Below are 16,555 nucleotides of genomic sequence, written 5' to 3' on the forward strand. Positions count from 1 at the left end.
CCTCTCCCCCGGCACTTTCGGCTCTTTGACCGACGGCCATCGGCCGAAAGGCCGATCTCCCCGCCAGGGCGGCCACGCCACGATCGAGCCATGAAGCGAATCACGGCAGCGGCGGCGCTCGTGCTCACCGGTCTGACGGGCTGCGGCGTGAGCCTGGACGCGGACGAGGTCCACTCCGCACGCGCCTTCCCCCACTCCGGGACCACGCTCACGATCGAGTCGCCGATCGGCGGCCTGCGCGTCCTGCCGGCCGCCGGCCCCGGCGTCCAGGTCGACCGGTGGCTGCGCGGCAAGGCCGCCGACGACGGCAACAACTCCTGGCGGCTCGCCGACGGCACCCTGCGCCTCGACGTCGACTGCACGGTGGTGTTCGGCGACTGCGGCGCCCGCTATCACGTACGGGTGCCGCCCGGCGTGCGGCTGGTCGTCCGGGGCGGCGACGACGGCGTCATCCTGCGCGACCTGCCGCAGGACGTCGACGTGTCCACCTCGGGGCCGATCAGGGTCTACGACGCCTCGGGACGGCTGAAGCTGCGCGGCGACCACGAGGTGATCGCCGGCACCCGCCTGCGCTCGGCGGACGTCGAGGCGCGCACCACCACGGGCACGATCAACCTGACGTTCGCCGAGCGGCCCGCCGGGCTGGACGTCAGGTCACAGCACGGGCGGGTGACGGCGACCGTGCCGCGCGGCGACTACGCCGTGACCGCCAGCAGCACCCACGGCCGGGTCCGGTCCGAGCTCAAGGACGCCGGCGGCTCCCGGCACACCATCGTGGCCAGGAGCTCGACCGGCGACGTGCGGCTGGTCAGTTCTTGACCCAGACGGCCGTGTAGACGCCGTTCTCGGCGTTGACCTGGACGGGGTAGAGGCCCTTGGCGTTCAGCTGGTCGAAGCGCGACTGATAGCCGGAGGCGGTCATCCCGATGTAGTGGGCCCACGACTTCAGCCCGTCCTTGCGCCACGCTGCGGCGTAGGTGCCGTCGGGGCCCACGGCCACGCTGGTCGGCCTGTAGCCCGCGCCGACCCGCTTGTCGAACTCGGCCCGGTGCGCCGCGGCCGACTTGCCGTAGCTGAAGTACCAGCTCCCGCCCGGGTTGACCGTCCACACCGCCACGTAACGCCGGTCGCCGTCGGTGCCGTACACGTCGACGGACGACAGCACGTAGCCGTCGTCGGCGGCCTTGCGGTTGGCGGCGGCGAACTGCGCGTCGTCCAGCCCGTGCCTGGCGAAGAACTTGCCGCTCCTCTTCTCGAAGACGGCGGCGAACACCGCGTCGCTCCCCGAACCGGTGCCGGAGATCGAGATGGGCTGGTAGCCCTTCGCCAGCGCCGCGTCGAAGCGCGACTGGAGGCCGCTCGCCGACATCCCCTGGTACATCAGCCAGCCCGGCGACGAGCCCTTCTGCCACACGGCCGCGTAGCGGGGCCCCTCGGAGACGTTCACCGTCACCGGGTGGTAGCCCTGGTCGCGCAGCTTGGTGAAGTTCGCCGTCTGCTGGCTCGGCGTCGCGCCGTGGTAGGCGACGAACGCGGGCGCGGCCTGGGCCTGCGCCACGGGGGCGAGCGCCACCGCCGTGGCCAGGGCGGAGACCACGACGGCGGCCTTTCCTACAGTCCTCATGACCCTCCGATGCAGGAATCTTTACTCGTTCATGGGGGAAGGGGACCGACCCTAACAGCCGGGCCCGACGTCCCGAACCCCCACTCCGGCGATTCCCGCGGTCATGGGACGCTCAGTCGCCGTCGCCCTCCTGATCGTTGCCGTCGTCCGGGACCTGAGTGTTGACGATGTCCGGATCGTCGTCGCCGTCCCCGTCACCGTTGCCGCACGCCCCGGTCAGGCCGACGACGGCGGCCAGAGCGGCGGCCGCCACCGCGCTGCGTCTGCTCCTCATGCACACCTCCATGCCGGTTGTCGGGCGTTCCTTTATCCCGGGCGAAGACGATCTAACCTCTCTCAGGAACCTCGGGCGTGATCCAGGAGGGTTCCGGGGTCGGGAGGGGCGTCTCCGCGCCAGGCGATGTGGTGATCCGGCCGGACCAGGACATAGCGGGCGCCGTACAGCTCCAGGAGGTCGGGGCGGTGCAGGTGGTGGCGGGTGAAGGGGATGCCGCGCGCGGCGGCGGCCTCCTCCCAGGCGGCGTCCGCAGGGTCGGTGGCGATCTCCAGCAGCGTGAAACCGGGACCGAGCGCGTCGTACAGCGACCGGTCGCGGGCCTGCCAGAAGTGCGGCAGCCGCGAGCCTGGCGCGCCGGACGGGCGGTAGACGGACGTGCTCGACACGGGGGCGGGCCCGTCGTCGGCGGCGATCAGCGGCGAGCCCGCGTAGCGGGCGCCGAGCACGAAACCGAGCGTGTACGTCTCGTTGGCCTTGGTCTGCCTGATGAGCTCAGCGGCCTTGAGCCTGGCCTGCGCGCCCTCGTCGGAGTCGTCGTCGAGGCCGGGCCTGGCCAGCTCGCCGGTGAGGACGCGCATGTTCGCGGCGGCCTCGGCGATCGTGCGCTCGGCCATCGGGCGGCGCTCGGCCTCGTAGCTGTCGAGCAGCCCGGCTCCGGCCCAGCCGCGCAGCTCGGCGGCCAGCTTCCAGCCGAGGTCGACGGCGTCGCCGATGCCGGTGTTGGCGCCGAAGCCGCCCCACGGCGGGTTGAGGTGGGCGGCGTCACCGGCCAGGAAGCAGCGGCCCTCCCGGTAGCGGTCGGCCACCAGCATGCGGGCCGTCCACGGGTCGAGAAGGCGCACGTCCACGGGATGCTCGCGGCCGATCATCGTGTGCAGCGCCCGCTCCACCCACGCCGGGTCCGGGTCCTCCGGGGCGCCGATGATGATCGCCCACCAGGCGCCCTCGGTGTCGAGCGGGCCCATCAGGCCGCTGACCTCGGGATTGACCACCCAGTACTGCACGGCGGGACCGTGCGGGTGCGCCTCGGTCAGCCCCGGCGCGTGGAAGACCGCCTGCACGTTGCGCACGGCGTGGGTCTCGCCGGACAGCCGGATGCCCAGCTCGCCCCGGACGACGCCGCGCCCGCCGTCGGCGCCGACCAGGTAGCGGCCCCGGACCAGCTCGCGGCGGCCGTGCTCGTCGACGGTCTCGGCGGTGACGCCGCCCGCGTCCTGCTCGACCCGGGTCACGCTGCGGCCCCAGCGGGCCTCGACCGTGGGGCGGCGGGCCAGGGTGGCGCGCAGCGCCTCCTCCACCCGGTTCTGCCCGCACCACTGGGCCGGCTCGGCCAGCTCGTCGCGCCGCACGTCCGTCAGGCCGAAGATGCCGTCGAAGCGCTCGATGCGGTGCCCGGTCAGGCTGGCGCAGAACACCGCCGAGTCCGCCCAGCCGAACGGCAGCCGCGCGTTGTCCCGGATGTCCGCCGCCACGCCGAGCCTGCGGAAGATCTCCATCGACCTCGGGTTGATCTGCTTGCAGCGCGGCGAGCCGTTCCCGGCCTCCGTACGCGGCTCCACGAGCACGCAGCCGATGCCGCGCGAGCCCAGCTCGTGGGCGAGCGTCAGGCCGACGAGCCCGCCGCCCGCGATGACGACCTCGGTTTCCGTCACGGGGTGTCCTTCGCTGAGGAGCCGACGATGGGCGTGCGCAGGACCCCCAGGCGCTCGACGTCGACCTCGACGACGTCGCCGGGGCCGAGCAGCCAGGGCGGCGTGCGTACGTAACCGACGCCCTCGGGGGTGCCGGTCGCGAGCACGTCGCCGGGGTGGAGGGTGAGGGTGCGGCTGATCAGCGACAGCACCTCGCCCACCTCGAAGATCATGTCCTTGGTGTTGCCGTCCTGCACCAGCGTGCCGTTGACGCGGGTGCGCAGCCGCAGCCCGTCACGCAGGTCGCCGACCTCGTCGGCGGTGACCAGCGGGCCGAGCGGGCCGGTGCGGTCGCCGTTCTTGCCGAGCGTCCACTGCGTGGTCAGCTTCTGGGCGCGCCGGGCGGTGAGGTCGTTGAAGGCCGAGTAGCCGAGGACCGCGGCCCGCGCGGTGTCGGCGTCGGCCTCGCGCAGGGGCGCGCCGACGTACGCGGCGATCTCGCCCTCCCAGTCGAGCCCGGCCTCGTCGGCGGGCACCGGCGCGGGCACCCCGCCGACGCTCAGCGACGCGGTCCAGCGCCCGAACAGCGTCGGATGCTCCGGTACGGCGAACGCGCCCTCGGCGGCGTGGGCCCGGTAGTTCAGCCCGACGCAGATGACCCGGGCGCCGGCAGGCACCGGCGGGACGAGCTCCACCTCACCAGCGGCCACGGGCGCGCCGGGCTCGGCGGCGAGCGAGCGCGCGGTGTCGGCCCAGAACGCGTCCACCTCGGCGATCGGCCGCACCTCGGCGCCGTCGAGGCCCTTGTCCAGGTCGCCGTCCAGGCGGGCCACCCACGGCCGCCCGTTGATGATCACCCCGACGAGTTTCACCGCGCCTCCTCGCGCACCAGCCGCACGTCGAACTCCAGCTCCTCGAACGGCGTGTCCATCCCCCACCGCTCGTCCGGGCCCTCCCGCCGCACCGGCTCACGGACCAGCTCGGGCTTGACCGCGTAGGCGGCGTCGGAGTCGAGGTACGGGTCGCCCGCCAGGAACACGTGCGTGGTCAGCGTCCGGTAGCCGGGCGCCGACACCTGGAGGTGCACGTGCGCGGGGCGCATCGGGTGCCGTCCGATCGCCCGGAGCAGCCGGCCCGCGGTGCCGTCGACCGGCACCGGGTAGCTGCTGGGCCGGATCGTGCGGAACCAGTAGCCGCCGTCGGGGCCGGCGGTCAGCAGGGCGCGCAGGTTGCCCAGCTCCTGCTCCTCGTCCTGGCTGTCGTACAGGCCGGCGTCATCGGCCTGCCAGACGTCCACGAGCGCGCCCGGCACGGGCGTGCCGTCGGTGCCGAGCACCCGGCCGTGCACCACGGCCGGGGTGCCGCGCTCGCGCTCCGGGCCGGTGGCGATCCAGTCGCCGAGCTCGCGCGCCGGGGCCGGCGAGTGGAACGGGCCCTGCACCGAGGAGGGCGTCATGCCCTCGGGGCCGGCGTGGTTCACGTCGTCGACGGCGGTGGTCAGACCCAGCATGTCCGACAGCAGGATGAACTCGTTGCGGTGCGGCCCGCACCACCGCTGCCCGGTCTCGGCCAGGAAGTCCAGCCCGGCGAGCCACTCCCGCTCGGTGGGGCGCACCTCGGCGACGAAGGCGTGCAGGTGGGAGATCAGCGACGAGACGATCTCGTTGACCCGATCGTCGGTCCCGTCGACGCCGTTCAGCACCTGCTGGAGTAACGGATCGCTCGGCATCAAAACACCCGTACCTTTCGAAGGTTTGTCAACGCTGGAGCGTAGCGCGATCTGCTACTTTTGTCCGGTGGTTTCCCCATTGACGCGGGCCGAAGCCCTCGCCGCCGACATCGAAGCCATGATCACCGAACGGGGTCTCGGGCCCGGTGACCTGATCGGCACCATGGAGGAGTTCCGCGACCGCTCCGGGTTCGGCCGCGCCACCATCAGCGAGGCGGTGCGCCTCCTCAGCGACCGAGGCAGCGTCCACATCCGCCCCGGCCGGGGCGGCGGCCTGTTCGTCGCCGAACCCAACCCCGTCGTCCGGCTCCGGCACACCCTGCTCACCGTCCGCCGCGAGCCCACCACCGTGGCCGACGCGATCGCCGTACGCGAGTCGCTGGAGCCCCTGATCGCCGCCGACGCCGCCCGCCACCGCACGTCCGCCGACGTCACGGCGCTGCGCCGGCTCGTGGCGCGGCTCAGGAAGTCGACAGGCGACGCCGAACGCTTCCTGCGCGCCAACTGGGCCCTGCACGAGCGCATCGCCCAGATCAGCCCGAACCCGCTGGCCAAGGCCGTCTACCAGAGCATGACGCGGTGCATCGCCGACCTGTCCACCGGAGCCGGGGCCACCCACCCCGACGGCTACCTGGACGAACGGGCCGAGATCCACGCCGAGCTGGTCGAGGCGATCGCGGCCGGCGACGTCGACCGCACCGCCGCCGCCGTAACCCGCCACCGCGGCCCCTGACCGCCGCGTCGTAGGCCCGGCGGGCCCGCCGAGCTCATCCGTGAAGCCGGAGCCCGCCCCTCTCACACACAGAAGTACAGTTCTGAGAACTGTACTTCTGTATCTTCGTGCGCCTCAGCAGGTGCGGAGCATGTTGAGCAGGGCCGTGCGCTCGTTGCGGGTCACGAAGAGCCGGTAGTGCCGCTTCACGGTGATCCACGAGGTCGCGTACCGGCACCAGTACGCACGCCGCGGCGGGCGCCAGCTCTGCGGGCCCTGGCCGCCCTTGGCGATGTTGGAGGAGTGGCTGACCGTGAGCAGTTCGGGGCGGCGCAGGTCGTTGGCGAAGGCGCGGCGCTTGGCCTGGCTCCACCGCTTGGCCCCGGAGCGCCAGGCGTAGGAGAGCGGCACGACGTGGTCGACGTCCACGTACTTCTCGCTCTTGAGCCACTTGCCGTCGTACGGGCTGTACCAGCGGCCCTTGACGGGGTGGCAGGCGGCGTTGCGGCGGACGCGGCGCCCGTCACGGGCCAGGACCGTCTCCCGTACGCTGCACGTGCCCTTGTGGTGGGCCCACCGGGGCTGGAACCGCTTGCGGCTGTAGCCGCGGATGGATAACGGCCGGGCGACCTTGAGCTGGGCCAGCATCCGCCGGGCAGACGCCTCGGCGGTCGAGCGCTTACGGGGCTCGGCCGACGCCGGGAGGGCGGCGACGGCCGGGAGGAACAGGAGGGCGAGCGTGGCGACGCACGCCGCCCGCCGCAGGATGATCAAGGTTCGACCCATGCCCCGTGGCATCCCCCGCTTGGGGCGGCGCTATTCCGCCCGGTCACAACATCAGGACGAGCTGGGCCGCGATGGCCACGTCCACCACCCCGCACCACTCGGCGAACGAGCGGGCCACGACCTTGTCCATCTTCAGGTGGACGAAGTCCCAGACCCCGTGGAAGAACCAGCCGGCGGCCACGAGGTAGCGGCCCAGATCCGGGTCGACCGCGAGCCCAGCCAGCGCCAGCCCGCCGAACACCAGCATGCCCAGCGCCTGGACGCGGAACGTCCCGTCGCGCCGGAGCTGCCCGTCCACCGCGCCCCACACCAGCACGACCAGCGCGATCGCGGTGATGACGGCCGCGGGCTGGATCACGTCCAGCGCCCGCAGGCCGACGACGCCGACGATGCCGATCCCCAGCCCGGGCCAGGTCGCCGCGCGCCGTCGCAGCTTGGCCACCACCAGGTAGAGCAGCGGGAGGAGCATGAGGGCGTGGGCGAGACCGGCGACGCCGTCGCCGGACGACGACCCGCCGAACGTCAGCGCTGTCGCCGCCAGCGCCAGCGCCGTCGGCCAGCGCCGCAACAGCCAGGAGATCCACTTCGGGGCGCCGTTCACGGGTGAGCTCCGTCGGTACGGAGTGGGGGTATCCATGAGGACCACTCTGGAGGAGCCGCACAGGTGTCAGTAGTGCCGGAACCGCAGGTGACCGCATGGGGATGTCACGCCTCGACATGACATCTGTCATGTCGCCCCGGGCGCTCCCGTTCAGTCCGGGCGCGACCGGAGCCGAGCTCTGGGCCTGGCCGTCCGCGTGGCGGGCCGCCGATAGGGCTTCTGGAGACGCTCGCGCCGCTACCTCGGGTCGAGTGCGCGCGTCATCCAGATCGAGTCGCCGTGCTCGGCGTCCTCGGTGACGCGGCCACTGGGGTGGAACCCGAGCTTCTCAAGGACGCGGAACGAGGGCGCGTTCCACTCCCGCACGGTCGCCCAGAGCCGTCGCCGCCCCGTCCGGACCGCGGCCTCCAGGACCGCGCGGGCGGCTTCCGTCGCGTACCCATGACCGTGCGCCCGCCGCGCCAGCTCGTACGCGATCTCGGGTTCGTCGAAGGACGCCTGGCCGACGATCAGCCCGCAGTACCCGATGAACTCCCCGGTGTCCCGCAGCTCGACCGGGAACAACCCGAGCCCGGGCTCCGCTCCCCGCGGATCGTCCACGATCCGGCCGCGAAGGTCCTCGACCGTCGGCCGCCCCTCGTCGTCGACCCGCCGCGCCGACGGCACCCGGGGATCCCGCTCCAGCCACAATCCGTGGTAGCCCTCGGCATCCGACGGCACCCAGGCCCGCAACCGCAACCGCTCGGTCACCAGCTCAGCTGGCAGCTCCCCATAAGTCCCCACCCGCCCAACCTAAACCAGCACCGACCAGGCCCAGAAGGCGCCCTTACCAGGGGATCGAGAACGGGCGACACACCCAGTCCGGCCCCTGCTTATCGACGCGGCGAAGCGCTTTATGCTGGGGGTTTGGGGGGCTGTGCCCCCCAATGAGCTCGACGGCGCGAAGCGCCTCGCCGGCGAAGGCCATGCCTTTGGGCGCCTACTTGAGCAGCTGCCTGGCCATGACCATGCGCTGGATCTGGTTGGTCCCCTCGTAGATCTGGGTGATCTTGGCGTCGCGCATCATGCGTTCCACCGGGAAGTCCTTCGTGTACCCGTACCCGCCCAGCATCTGCACCGCGTCGGTGGTGATCTCCATGGCGGCGTCCGAGGCCGCGCACTTGGCGGCGCTGGACAGGAACGTGAGGTCCTTCTGCGGCTTGCCGTGCATGGCGAGCTCGGACTTGGCCGCCGCGTGGTAGGTGAGCTGCCGGGCGGCCTCCAGCTTCATCGCCATGTCGGCCAGCATGAACTGCAGCCCCTGGAAGTCCGCCACGGGCCGGCCGAACTGCTTGCGCTCCTTGACGTAGCCCACGGCGTAGTCGAGGGCTCCCTGGGCGATGCCGAGCGCTTGGGCGGCGATGGTGACGCGCGTGTGGTCGAGCGTGGCCAGGGCGGTCTTGAAGCCGGTTCCGGGCTCGCCGATCATGCGGGATTCGGGGATGCGGACGTTCTCGAGGATGACCTGGCGGGTGGGTGACGCCTTGATGCCGAGCTTGCGCTCCTTGGGGCCGAAGGAGACGCCTTCGTCAGACTTTTCCACGACGAAGGCGGAGATTCCGCGCGCCCCGGCGGACGGGTCGGTCACGGCCATGACGGTGTAGTACTCGGACACGCCGGCGTTGGTGATCCACATCTTGGTGCCGTTGAGGACGTAGTGGTCACCGTCCTTGACGGCGCGGGTCTTCATGGCGGCGGCGTCGGATCCGGCTTCCGGCTCGGAGAGCGCGTACGAGAACATCGCCTCGCCGGTGGCGACGGGGCGGAGGTAGGCGGACTTCAGCTCCTCCGACGCCGACAGCAGCAGCGGGACGGTGCCGAGCTTGTTGACGGCGGGGATCAGCGAGGAGGAGGCGCACGCGCGGGCGACCTCCTCGATGACGATGACCGCGGCGAGGGCGTCGGCCCCGGCTCCGCCGTAGGACTCAGGTACGTGGACGGCGTGCAGGTCGGCGGCGACCAGGGCTTTGTAGACGTCCCAGGGGAACTCCTCGTTCTCGTCCGCCTCGGCGGCACGCGGGGCGATCTTCTCGTCGGCGAGGGCCCTGACCGTGTCCCTGAGCATGTCGTGCTCTTCGGCGGGCGCGTACAGAGGAAAGTCCATACAGAGATACTAGGACGTCCGAGCATCTTGTTACCAGTCGGTACGGTTTGCGGGGTATGCCCAGGTGGCACGAAGGGGGTAGCCAAGAGCCGGTAGCATGCCACGGCGATCGAAAGGAGTTCACTCGTGCCATATCGCCTCACGGTGATCGGGACCGGTTACCTGGGCATCACCCATGCGGCCTGCATGGCTGATCTCGGATACGACGTCCTCGGCCTCGACATCGACGCCGACAAGATCCGCCGTCTCAACAACGGTGAGCTCCCGATCCACGAGCCCGGCCTGGAGCCGGTGCTGCGCCGGGGGCTCGAATCCGGCCGGCTTCGGTTCACCACCTCCTACGAGGAGGTGGGCGCTTTCGGCGACGTGCACTTCGTATGCGTCGGCACCCCGCAGAAACGCGGCGAGTACGCCGCCGACGTGTCCTACACGGACGCCGCGATCGAGTCGCTGGCCCCCTACCTCGACCGTGAGTGCCTGGTGGTCGGCAAGTCGACCGTGCCGGTGGGCACCGCGGGTCGGCTGGCCGACAAGCTCGCCCTGCTGGCCCCGGCCGGGACCCAGGCCGAGCTGGCGTGGAACCCCGAGTTCCTGCGCGAGGGCTTCGCGGTCCAGGACACGCTCCACCCCGACCGGATCGTGATCGGCGTACGCAGCGAGCGGGCCGAGAAGATGCTGCGCGAGGTGTACGAGCCGCTGGGCGAGGTGCCGATGGTCGTCACCGACTTCCCCACGGCCGAGCTCGTCAAGACGGCGGCCAACTCCTTCCTGGCCACCAAGATCTCCTTCATCAACGCGATGGCCGAGGTGTGCGAGGCCGCCCACGCCGACGTGCAGCAGCTCTCGCTGGCCCTGTCGTACGACGACCGCATCGGCGGGCGCTACCTCAACCCGGGGCTCGGCTTCGGCGGCGGCTGCCTGCCCAAGGACATCAGGGCGTTCATGGCGCGGGCCGGCGAGCTGGGCGCGGACCAGGCGCTGACGTTCCTGCGCGAGGTCGACGCGATCAACATGCGCCGCCGGGCGCGGATGGTGGACCTGGCCAGGGAGCTGGCCGGCGGCTCGTTCCGGGGCTGCACGGTGGGCGTGCTCGGCGCGGCCTTCAAGCCGAACTCCGACGACATCCGCGACTCACCGGCGCTGGACGTCGCCGTGACGATCGGGCACCAGGGCGGCCAGGTCACGGTTTACGACCCGATCGCGCTGGACAACGCGCGCAAGGCGCACCCGGAGCTCAACTACGGCGCGTCGGCGGTGGAGGCGGTGCGCGGGGCGCACGTCGTGCTGCTGCTGACCGAGTGGGACGAGTTCGTGGCCCTCGACCCGGAGGAGCTCGGCTCGGTCGTGGCCACGCGCAGGATCGTCGACGGGCGCAACGCGCTCAACGCCGAGGCGTGGCGCTCGGCGGGCTGGCACTACCGGGCTCTCGGCCGCCCCTGAGACCTCCGGCGCGCCACTCACGCAGCGCGCCGGGTACGTGGTGTGACGCGGCCCCTACGAGAGCGGCCGCGTCTCGGCGAGCGACGCCGCCTCGGCGCGCAGCCGCGCGCCCTTGGCGTGCGCCTGCTCCTTCAGCGTCTCCTGGAAGGTCACCATCCGCTCCCGCAGCCCCGCGTCGGAGGCGGCCAGGATGCGTACGGCCAGCAGCCCGGCGTTGCGGGCGCCGCCGACCGCCACGGTGGCGACGGGCACCCCGGCGGGCATCTGCACGATGGAGAGCAGCGAGTCCATCCCGTCGAGATACTTCAGCGGCACCGGCACCCCGATGACGGGCAGCGGCGTCACGGAGGCGAGCATGCCGGGCAGGTGGGCGGCCCCGCCGGCCCCAGCGATGATCACCTGGATGCCGCGGGACGCCGCCTGCGTGCCGTAGTCGATCATCTCGGCAGGCATCCGGTGGGCCGACACGACGTCGGCCTCGAACGGCACCCCGAACTCGGCGACGGCCTCCGCGGCCAGCTTCATCACCGGCCAGTCGGAGTCGCTTCCCATGACGATGCCGATCATGCGTACTCCCCGGTGGTGAGGTGGACGGCGGCGTGGCGGGCGCGGGCGCGGCAGGAGTCGAGGTCGTCGCCCGTCACCGTGACGTGCCCGATCTTGCGCCCGGGACGCACTTCCTTGCCGTAGAAGTGCACCTTCACGCCGGGGTCGTGCGCCATGACGTGCTCGTACCGCTTGAACAGGTCGGGGTCGTCGCCGCCGAGCAGGTTGGCCATCACGACCACGGGAGCGGTCATCGACGGCGAGCCGAGCGGCAGGTCGAGCACCGCCCGCAGGTGCTGCTCGAACTGCGACGTGCGGGCGCCCTCGATGGTCCAGTGGCCGCTGTTGTGCGGCCGCATGGCCAGCTCGTTGACCACCAGCCCGCCGGCCGTCTGGAACATCTCGACGGCCAGCAGCCCGGTCACGCCGAGCTCGTGGGCGATGTTGAGCGCGACCCGCTGCGCCTGGGCGGCCTCCTCCGGGTCGAGCCCGGGGGCGGGGGCGAGCACCTCGACGCAGATGCCGTCCTGCTGCACGGTCTCGACGACCGGGTAGCTGACGCCCTGCCCGTGCGGGGAGCGGGCGACGAGCACGGCCAGCTCCCGCTCGAACGGGACGAACGCCTCGGCCATCAGCGGCACCCCGGCCGCGAACGCCTCGGTCACGTCGGCCTCGGTGCGGCACACCCACACACCGCGCCCGTCGTAGCCGCCCCGGATCGCCTTGAGCACGAACGGCCACCCGTGCTCCTGGGCGAACGCGACGGCCTCGGCGGCGTCGGACACGCGGGCCCACGCCGGGCAGGGCGCGCCGATGGCAGTCAGCCGCTCGCGCATGACGGCCTTGTCCTGGGCGTGGACGAGCGCGTCGGCGCCGGGGTGGACCTGGAGGCCGCCGGCGGCCAGCGCCCGGATGTGCTCGGTGGGCACGTGCTCGTGGTCGAACGTGATCGCGTCGCAGCCCTTGCCGAACTCCCGCAGGTCGGCCAGGTCACGGTAGTCGCCGATGCGGGTGTCGACGATGACCCGGGCGGCGCTCTCTCCGGGGGCGTTGGCCAGCACCCGGAGCTCCACCCCGAGCGCGATGGCGGCCTGCTGGGTCATCCTGGCGAGCTGTCCCGCGCCGACGATGCCGACCACGGGGCCGATGGGACTGTATGCGTTCACGTGACTTGAGCATACCTACCCCGAAGGGGCAGGTAGTCGCAGTCGTAGCCGAAGTAGCGGGGCCCCGCGAGCTCCAGCCCGGCGGGCGAGGCCCAGCGCGGGTCGCACGGCGCGGCGATGACGGTGACGCGCAGCCCGTAGCGCATGGCCTCGGTCGTGACGGGCTCGCCGGAGTCGGTGTCGAGGACGCAGATCAGGTCCGGGGTGGTCGCCACGATCTCGCCGTCGCGGCGGGCGAGCAGGTGCTCGTTCTGGAAGCTGAGCTCCAGCGTGCCCGTGCCCTCCAGTCGGGCGTTGCCCCGGGCGAAGCCGCCGGTGGTGCGGCGTTCGACGTCGACGACCTTGCCGGTGAACAGCTTGACGCCGCCGAGCACGTCCAGGGCGGCGCGCACCGGGTCGGCGTTGGCGGCGCGGGCCCGCCGCACGGCCTTGCCGAGGTTCTCGGCGAGCGTCAGCGTGGCGGGGACCAGGCCGTCGCGGAGCTGGTCGCCGCGCAGCACGGTGTCGGCGCAGGAGACCTGGCAGCCCATCTGCACGCAGGCGGCCCGGGTGATGCGTTCGGCCCACTGGTTGGACACGGTGTCGACGACGAGCGTGTTGCCCTTGTCGTCGGCGACGGCCATCGGCGTGTTGGGCACGCCCATGAGGGTGGGCAGCACCATCTGGGCCTCGGGGAAGGCCCGGCCCATCGCGTCACCGTCGACGAGCGGCAGCCCGGCCTGGGCGGCGGCCGCGATGGGGATCATCGAGTTCACGCCGCCGATCTCGATGGGCACGATGTGCGTGGCGGGGCGGCCGAGCACGGCTTCGAGTGCGCGCAGCGCGGTCAGCTCCTCGGTGCCGGCGGGCAGCTTCTCCAGCAGCACGGTCGGCGCGCCCATCCCGGACACGGCGACGACGGTGGCGTCGGCGGGCACCTCGTCGATGTCGTACACGGTCACCGGGCCGTGCCTGCGGATGGCCTCGCGGGCCAGCAGCTTGCCCACGTACGGGTCGCCGCCGCCGCCGGTGCCGAGGATGCCGGCGCCGCGCGCCAGGTCGTCGAGCCGGTCGATCCCGATCTCACGCATCGATCTTCTCCAGGTCCAGGTCGCCGACGGCCTTGATCCTGACCCGGGTGGCGTCACCCGGCAGGTAGGCGAGCGGCAGCTCTTCCACGTCCACGATCCGCACGCTGCCCGCGCGTGCCCCGGCGCGCTCGGCCCGCGCGACCGCCTCGTTCTTGGCCTCGGCCAGCACGCTCTCGCGCGGGCCCGAGAACACCCGGTCGACCTCGCCGCCGACCTGGGCGATGGCCGCGCCGACGGCGTTGGCCACCTCGTAGTGGTCGGGGCGGCGCACGTCGGCGAAGCCGGGCAGCTCGCCGACGAGGATGCTGCCGCCGCCCACGAGGACGACGGGCAGCGGGGCGGCGCTGGTGCGCATGCGGTCCACCGCTTCGGCGACGCGCTCGGCGATGATCTTCAGCGGGCGTTCGTGGTCCACGCCGGTGACGCGGGCGGGGTCGCCGACGACGGCCTGCCCCGCGGCCACGGCCAGGTCGGTCGCGGTCAGCGTGCCGCCGCCGAACACCAGCGCCTCGGCGGTGAGCCGGTAGCCGACGCTGCGCGGGCCCACGCTGCCCTCGGGGGCGACGATCGAGCCGCCGCCGATGCCGATGGACAGCACGTCCGGGATGCGGAAGTTGGTGCGCACCTCGGCGACCAGCGCCTCGCCCGCGGCCTCGCGCGGGAAGCCGCCGTTCAGGATGCCGACGTCCGTGGTGGTGCCGCCGATGTCGACGACCGCGCAGTCGGTCAGCCCCGAGAGGTACGCGGCTCCGCGCATGGAGTTCGTCGGCCCGGAGGCGAACGTGGCCACCGGGTAGCGGCGGGCGTGGTCCACGTCCATGAGCGTGCCGTCGTTCTGCGACAGGAACAGCGGCGCCCGGATGCCCGCCACCGCCAGCGCCTCGGCGAACGCCGCGACCGTACGGCCGGCGAGCGGGCGCAGGGCGGCGTTCACGATGGTGGCGTTCTCCCTGGCCAGCAGGCCGACCCTGCCGATCTCGTGGGACAGCGACAGGTGGACCTCGGGGCCCAGCTCGGCGGCCAGGATGTCGGCGGCCTGGCGCTCGGAGTCGGCGCTGACCGGGGAGAACACCGAGGAGATCGCGACCGTCCGCAGGCCGCGGGCCCGGATGTCGGCGGCGACCCGCCGGAGCTCGCCGGGGTCGAGGGCGGAGATGGGCGTGCCGTCGTACTCGTGGCCGCCGTGGCACAGGTAGACGGCGCCCTCGACGGCCTCGCGCAGCCGGTCGGGCCAGTCGACCAGGGGCGGGAGCGCGGCCGTGGCGGGCAGGCCGAGCCGGACGGCGGCGACGGGCTCCAGCCGGGCGGCCTCGACGAGGGCGTTGACGAAGTGGGTGGTGCCGATCATCACGGCCGACGCCTCGGTGGCGCCGAGCCCGGCGATGGCCGCGGCGACGCCGCCGGTGACGTCTTCGGTGGTGGGGGACTTGACGGTGGCGAGCACCTGGCCGCCGTCGCCGATGAGGGCGGCGTCGGTGTTGGTGCCGCCGACGTCGATGCCGATGCGCATGTACGGGACTTTCTAGGCGAGGACGGGCTGTTCACGGCTGGCGCGGACCAGGCCGAGCCGGCCGGCGACGACGTAGGCCAGTCCGGCGAGCAGGAGGGAGTTGAGCGCGGGGATGCCGATCCACTGGTAGTGCTCGCTGAGCCAGCCGAACAGGGCGGCGGCAGCCCAGATGACGAGCGTGGCGGGCACCCAGGCGGGCTCGGTGTCGGGCAGCCGCCCGGCGGCGCGTGAGGCGTCGAGCACCGGCCGCCAGCGGCGCACCACGAAGTACTCGGCGACCATGATCCCGGCGATCGGCGGCGTGATGACGCCGAGGATCAGCAGGAAGTCGGTGAACCGCTCCAGGATGCCGAGGGCGGCGAGCACGCTGCCGAGGACGCCGACGCCGATCGTGACCGTGACCCGGTTCAGCCGCACGCCGGTCGTGGTCTCGACGGCGTTGAGCAGGCCGAGCGTGGAGGAGTACAGGTTCCAGTTGTTGATCTTGACGGTGGCGGAGATGAGCACGATGACGCCGACCACGCCGGACGACGCCGTGATGATCGCGATCACGTCCGACGTCTTGACCGCGTAGGCCAGCAGCACGCCCGCGAGGCCGAGCACGTACTCGCCGAGCGAGATGCCGACGAGCGTCTGCTTGACCACGTCGCCGGTGTTGCGGTTGAACCTGGTCATGTCGGGCGTGGTGACGGCGCCGACGATGTACGAGCCGGCCACGATGGTGGCGCCGGTGGCGATGCTGATGGGCTCGCCGAACGGCGGCGAGGCCACCAGCGTGCCCAGGTCGTGGCGGGAGATCTCCACCCACATCGCCCACCCGGCCAGCCCGAGGAACGCCGGCACGGTGATGAACGCGGTCATCCCCATGGCCTTGAACCCGCGGATGACCAGCAGCGTCACGCCGATCCCGGCGATCAGCGACCACGCCCACAGCGGCAGCCACGACATGATCGAGTGCAGCCCGGCCGCGAACACCGCGGTCTGCACGCCGAACCAGCCGAACAGGCTCAGCGTGATGACGATCCCGATCAGCGTGGACCCGTAGCGGCCGAAGCCGGTCCACCGGGCCAGCATGGACGTCGACAGGCCCTCGCGCATGCCGGCGATGCCGACGAAGATGCAGACGACCTCCAGGATGACCGACCCGAGGGTGAACGCCCAGAACGCCCCCCAGAACGACAGGCCGGCGCCGAGGGTCGCGCCGAGCAGGAACTGCGTCAGGTCGGAGAGCTGGCCGAACCGCTGCACGGCCACGTTGAACCACGGGTACCGCGCGCTCTGCGGCACCCGCTCAAGGGGATAGTCGGAGTCGGTGGTCAC

Annotated in this window: 17 protein-coding genes; 3 read left to right on the forward strand and 14 right to left on the reverse strand. The window is 72.4% G+C overall.

The annotated features are described in order from the left end of the window. Nucleotides 1-90 precede the first annotated feature (90 nt). A complete protein-coding gene (locus KME80_RS02370; protein ID WP_219499725.1) occupies nucleotides 91-819 on the forward strand; it encodes a DUF4097 family beta strand repeat-containing protein in 729 nt (242 codons plus the stop codon). On the opposite strand, the gene KME80_RS02375 is transcribed toward KME80_RS02370, so the two are convergent. The 5 genes from KME80_RS02375 to KME80_RS02395 form a co-directional block, all read right to left on the reverse strand. Continuing rightward, nucleotides 809-1,624: a hypothetical protein gene (locus tag KME80_RS02375; RefSeq protein ID WP_219499727.1), complete on the reverse strand. Its 816-nt coding sequence runs from the start codon at nucleotides 1,622-1,624 to the stop codon at nucleotides 809-811. The two genes, KME80_RS02370 and KME80_RS02375, sit on opposite strands and share 11 nt — an antisense overlap. 112 nt (nucleotides 1,625-1,736) lie before the next feature. Continuing rightward, nucleotides 1,737-1,898 carry a hypothetical protein gene (locus KME80_RS02380; RefSeq protein WP_219499729.1) on the reverse strand — a complete coding sequence of 54 codons (162 nt, stop codon included), beginning with the start codon at nucleotides 1,896-1,898 and terminating at the stop codon, nucleotides 1,737-1,739. A 62-nt stretch (nucleotides 1,899-1,960) separates the two neighbouring features. Further along, entirely contained in the window at nucleotides 1,961-3,553 is a 1,593-nt protein-coding gene (locus KME80_RS02385; protein ID WP_219499731.1) for an FAD-dependent monooxygenase, read from the reverse strand. Further along, entirely contained in the window at nucleotides 3,550-4,404 is an 855-nt protein-coding gene (locus tag KME80_RS02390; protein WP_219499733.1) for a fumarylacetoacetate hydrolase family protein, read from the reverse strand. Before KME80_RS02390 ends, KME80_RS02385 begins: the two co-directional genes overlap by 4 nt. Next, nucleotides 4,401-5,261, reverse strand: coding sequence for a dioxygenase family protein (locus tag KME80_RS02395; protein ID WP_219499735.1), 861 nt, complete (start codon nucleotides 5,259-5,261; stop codon nucleotides 4,401-4,403). The genes KME80_RS02390 and KME80_RS02395 overlap by 4 nt, the downstream gene beginning before the upstream one ends. A gap of 67 nt (nucleotides 5,262-5,328) precedes the next feature. On the opposite strand from KME80_RS02395, the gene KME80_RS02400 reads away from it, so the two are divergent. Further along, nucleotides 5,329-5,994 (forward strand): FadR/GntR family transcriptional regulator, encoded by a 666-nt coding sequence (locus KME80_RS02400; RefSeq protein ID WP_308125586.1) that lies wholly within the window; start codon nucleotides 5,329-5,331, stop codon nucleotides 5,992-5,994. A 114-nt stretch (nucleotides 5,995-6,108) separates the two neighbouring features. Here the strand turns inward: KME80_RS02400 and KME80_RS02405 are convergent, their stop codons facing one another. From KME80_RS02405 to KME80_RS02420, 4 genes are all read right to left on the reverse strand, one after another. Next, nucleotides 6,109-6,759, reverse strand: a complete 651-nt coding sequence (locus KME80_RS02405) for an HNH endonuclease family protein (RefSeq protein ID WP_219499737.1) — start codon at nucleotides 6,757-6,759, stop codon at nucleotides 6,109-6,111. Nucleotides 6,760-6,802: 43 nt separating this feature from the next. Continuing rightward, nucleotides 6,803-7,360 carry a hypothetical protein gene (locus KME80_RS02410; RefSeq protein WP_308125587.1) on the reverse strand — a complete coding sequence of 186 codons (558 nt, stop codon included), beginning with the start codon at nucleotides 7,358-7,360 and terminating at the stop codon, nucleotides 6,803-6,805. Between the two features lie 237 nt (nucleotides 7,361-7,597). Beyond that, nucleotides 7,598-8,143 carry a GNAT family N-acetyltransferase gene (locus KME80_RS02415; RefSeq protein ID WP_219499740.1) on the reverse strand — a complete coding sequence of 182 codons (546 nt, stop codon included), beginning with the start codon at nucleotides 8,141-8,143 and terminating at the stop codon, nucleotides 7,598-7,600. Nucleotides 8,144-8,339: 196 nt separating this feature from the next. Continuing rightward, complete coding sequence (locus tag KME80_RS02420) at nucleotides 8,340-9,503, reverse strand: acyl-CoA dehydrogenase family protein (RefSeq protein WP_219499742.1); 1,164 nt, start codon at nucleotides 9,501-9,503, stop codon at nucleotides 8,340-8,342. Nucleotides 9,504-9,629: 126 nt separating this feature from the next. Between KME80_RS02420 and KME80_RS02425 the strand changes: the two genes are divergently transcribed. Continuing rightward, the gene (locus tag KME80_RS02425) at nucleotides 9,630-10,943 is read left to right on the forward strand and encodes a UDP-glucose dehydrogenase family protein (RefSeq protein WP_219499744.1); all 1,314 of its coding nucleotides are present in this window, start codon (nucleotides 9,630-9,632) and stop codon (nucleotides 10,941-10,943) included. A gap of 54 nt (nucleotides 10,944-10,997) precedes the next feature. Here KME80_RS02425 and purE read toward each other — a convergent pair whose 3' ends face one another. The 5 genes from purE to KME80_RS02450 are packed head-to-tail and all read right to left on the reverse strand — an operon-like array spanning nucleotide 10,998 to nucleotide 16,555. Beyond that, nucleotides 10,998-11,510 (reverse strand): 5-(carboxyamino)imidazole ribonucleotide mutase, encoded by a 513-nt coding sequence (gene purE, locus KME80_RS02430; protein ID WP_219499746.1) that lies wholly within the window; start codon nucleotides 11,508-11,510, stop codon nucleotides 10,998-11,000. After that, the gene (locus KME80_RS02435; RefSeq protein ID WP_219499748.1) at nucleotides 11,507-12,655 is read right to left on the reverse strand and encodes a 5-(carboxyamino)imidazole ribonucleotide synthase; all 1,149 of its coding nucleotides are present in this window, start codon (nucleotides 12,653-12,655) and stop codon (nucleotides 11,507-11,509) included. The genes purE and KME80_RS02435 overlap by 4 nt, the downstream gene beginning before the upstream one ends. Beyond that, nucleotides 12,652-13,725, reverse strand: coding sequence for an S-methyl thiohydantoin desulfurase family protein (locus tag KME80_RS02440; RefSeq protein WP_219499750.1), 1,074 nt, complete (start codon nucleotides 13,723-13,725; stop codon nucleotides 12,652-12,654). The genes KME80_RS02435 and KME80_RS02440 overlap by 4 nt, the downstream gene beginning before the upstream one ends. Further along, complete coding sequence (locus KME80_RS02445) at nucleotides 13,718-15,235, reverse strand: hydantoinase/oxoprolinase N-terminal domain-containing protein (protein ID WP_219499752.1); 1,518 nt, start codon at nucleotides 15,233-15,235, stop codon at nucleotides 13,718-13,720. Before KME80_RS02445 ends, KME80_RS02440 begins: the two co-directional genes overlap by 8 nt. 12 nt (nucleotides 15,236-15,247) lie before the next feature. Next, entirely contained in the window at nucleotides 15,248-16,555 is a 1,308-nt protein-coding gene (locus tag KME80_RS02450) for a purine-cytosine permease family protein (protein ID WP_219499761.1), read from the reverse strand.

It is taken from the genome of Nonomuraea ceibae (assembly GCF_019396325.1).
Classification (GTDB): domain Bacteria; phylum Actinomycetota; class Actinomycetes; order Streptosporangiales; family Streptosporangiaceae; genus Nonomuraea; species Nonomuraea ceibae.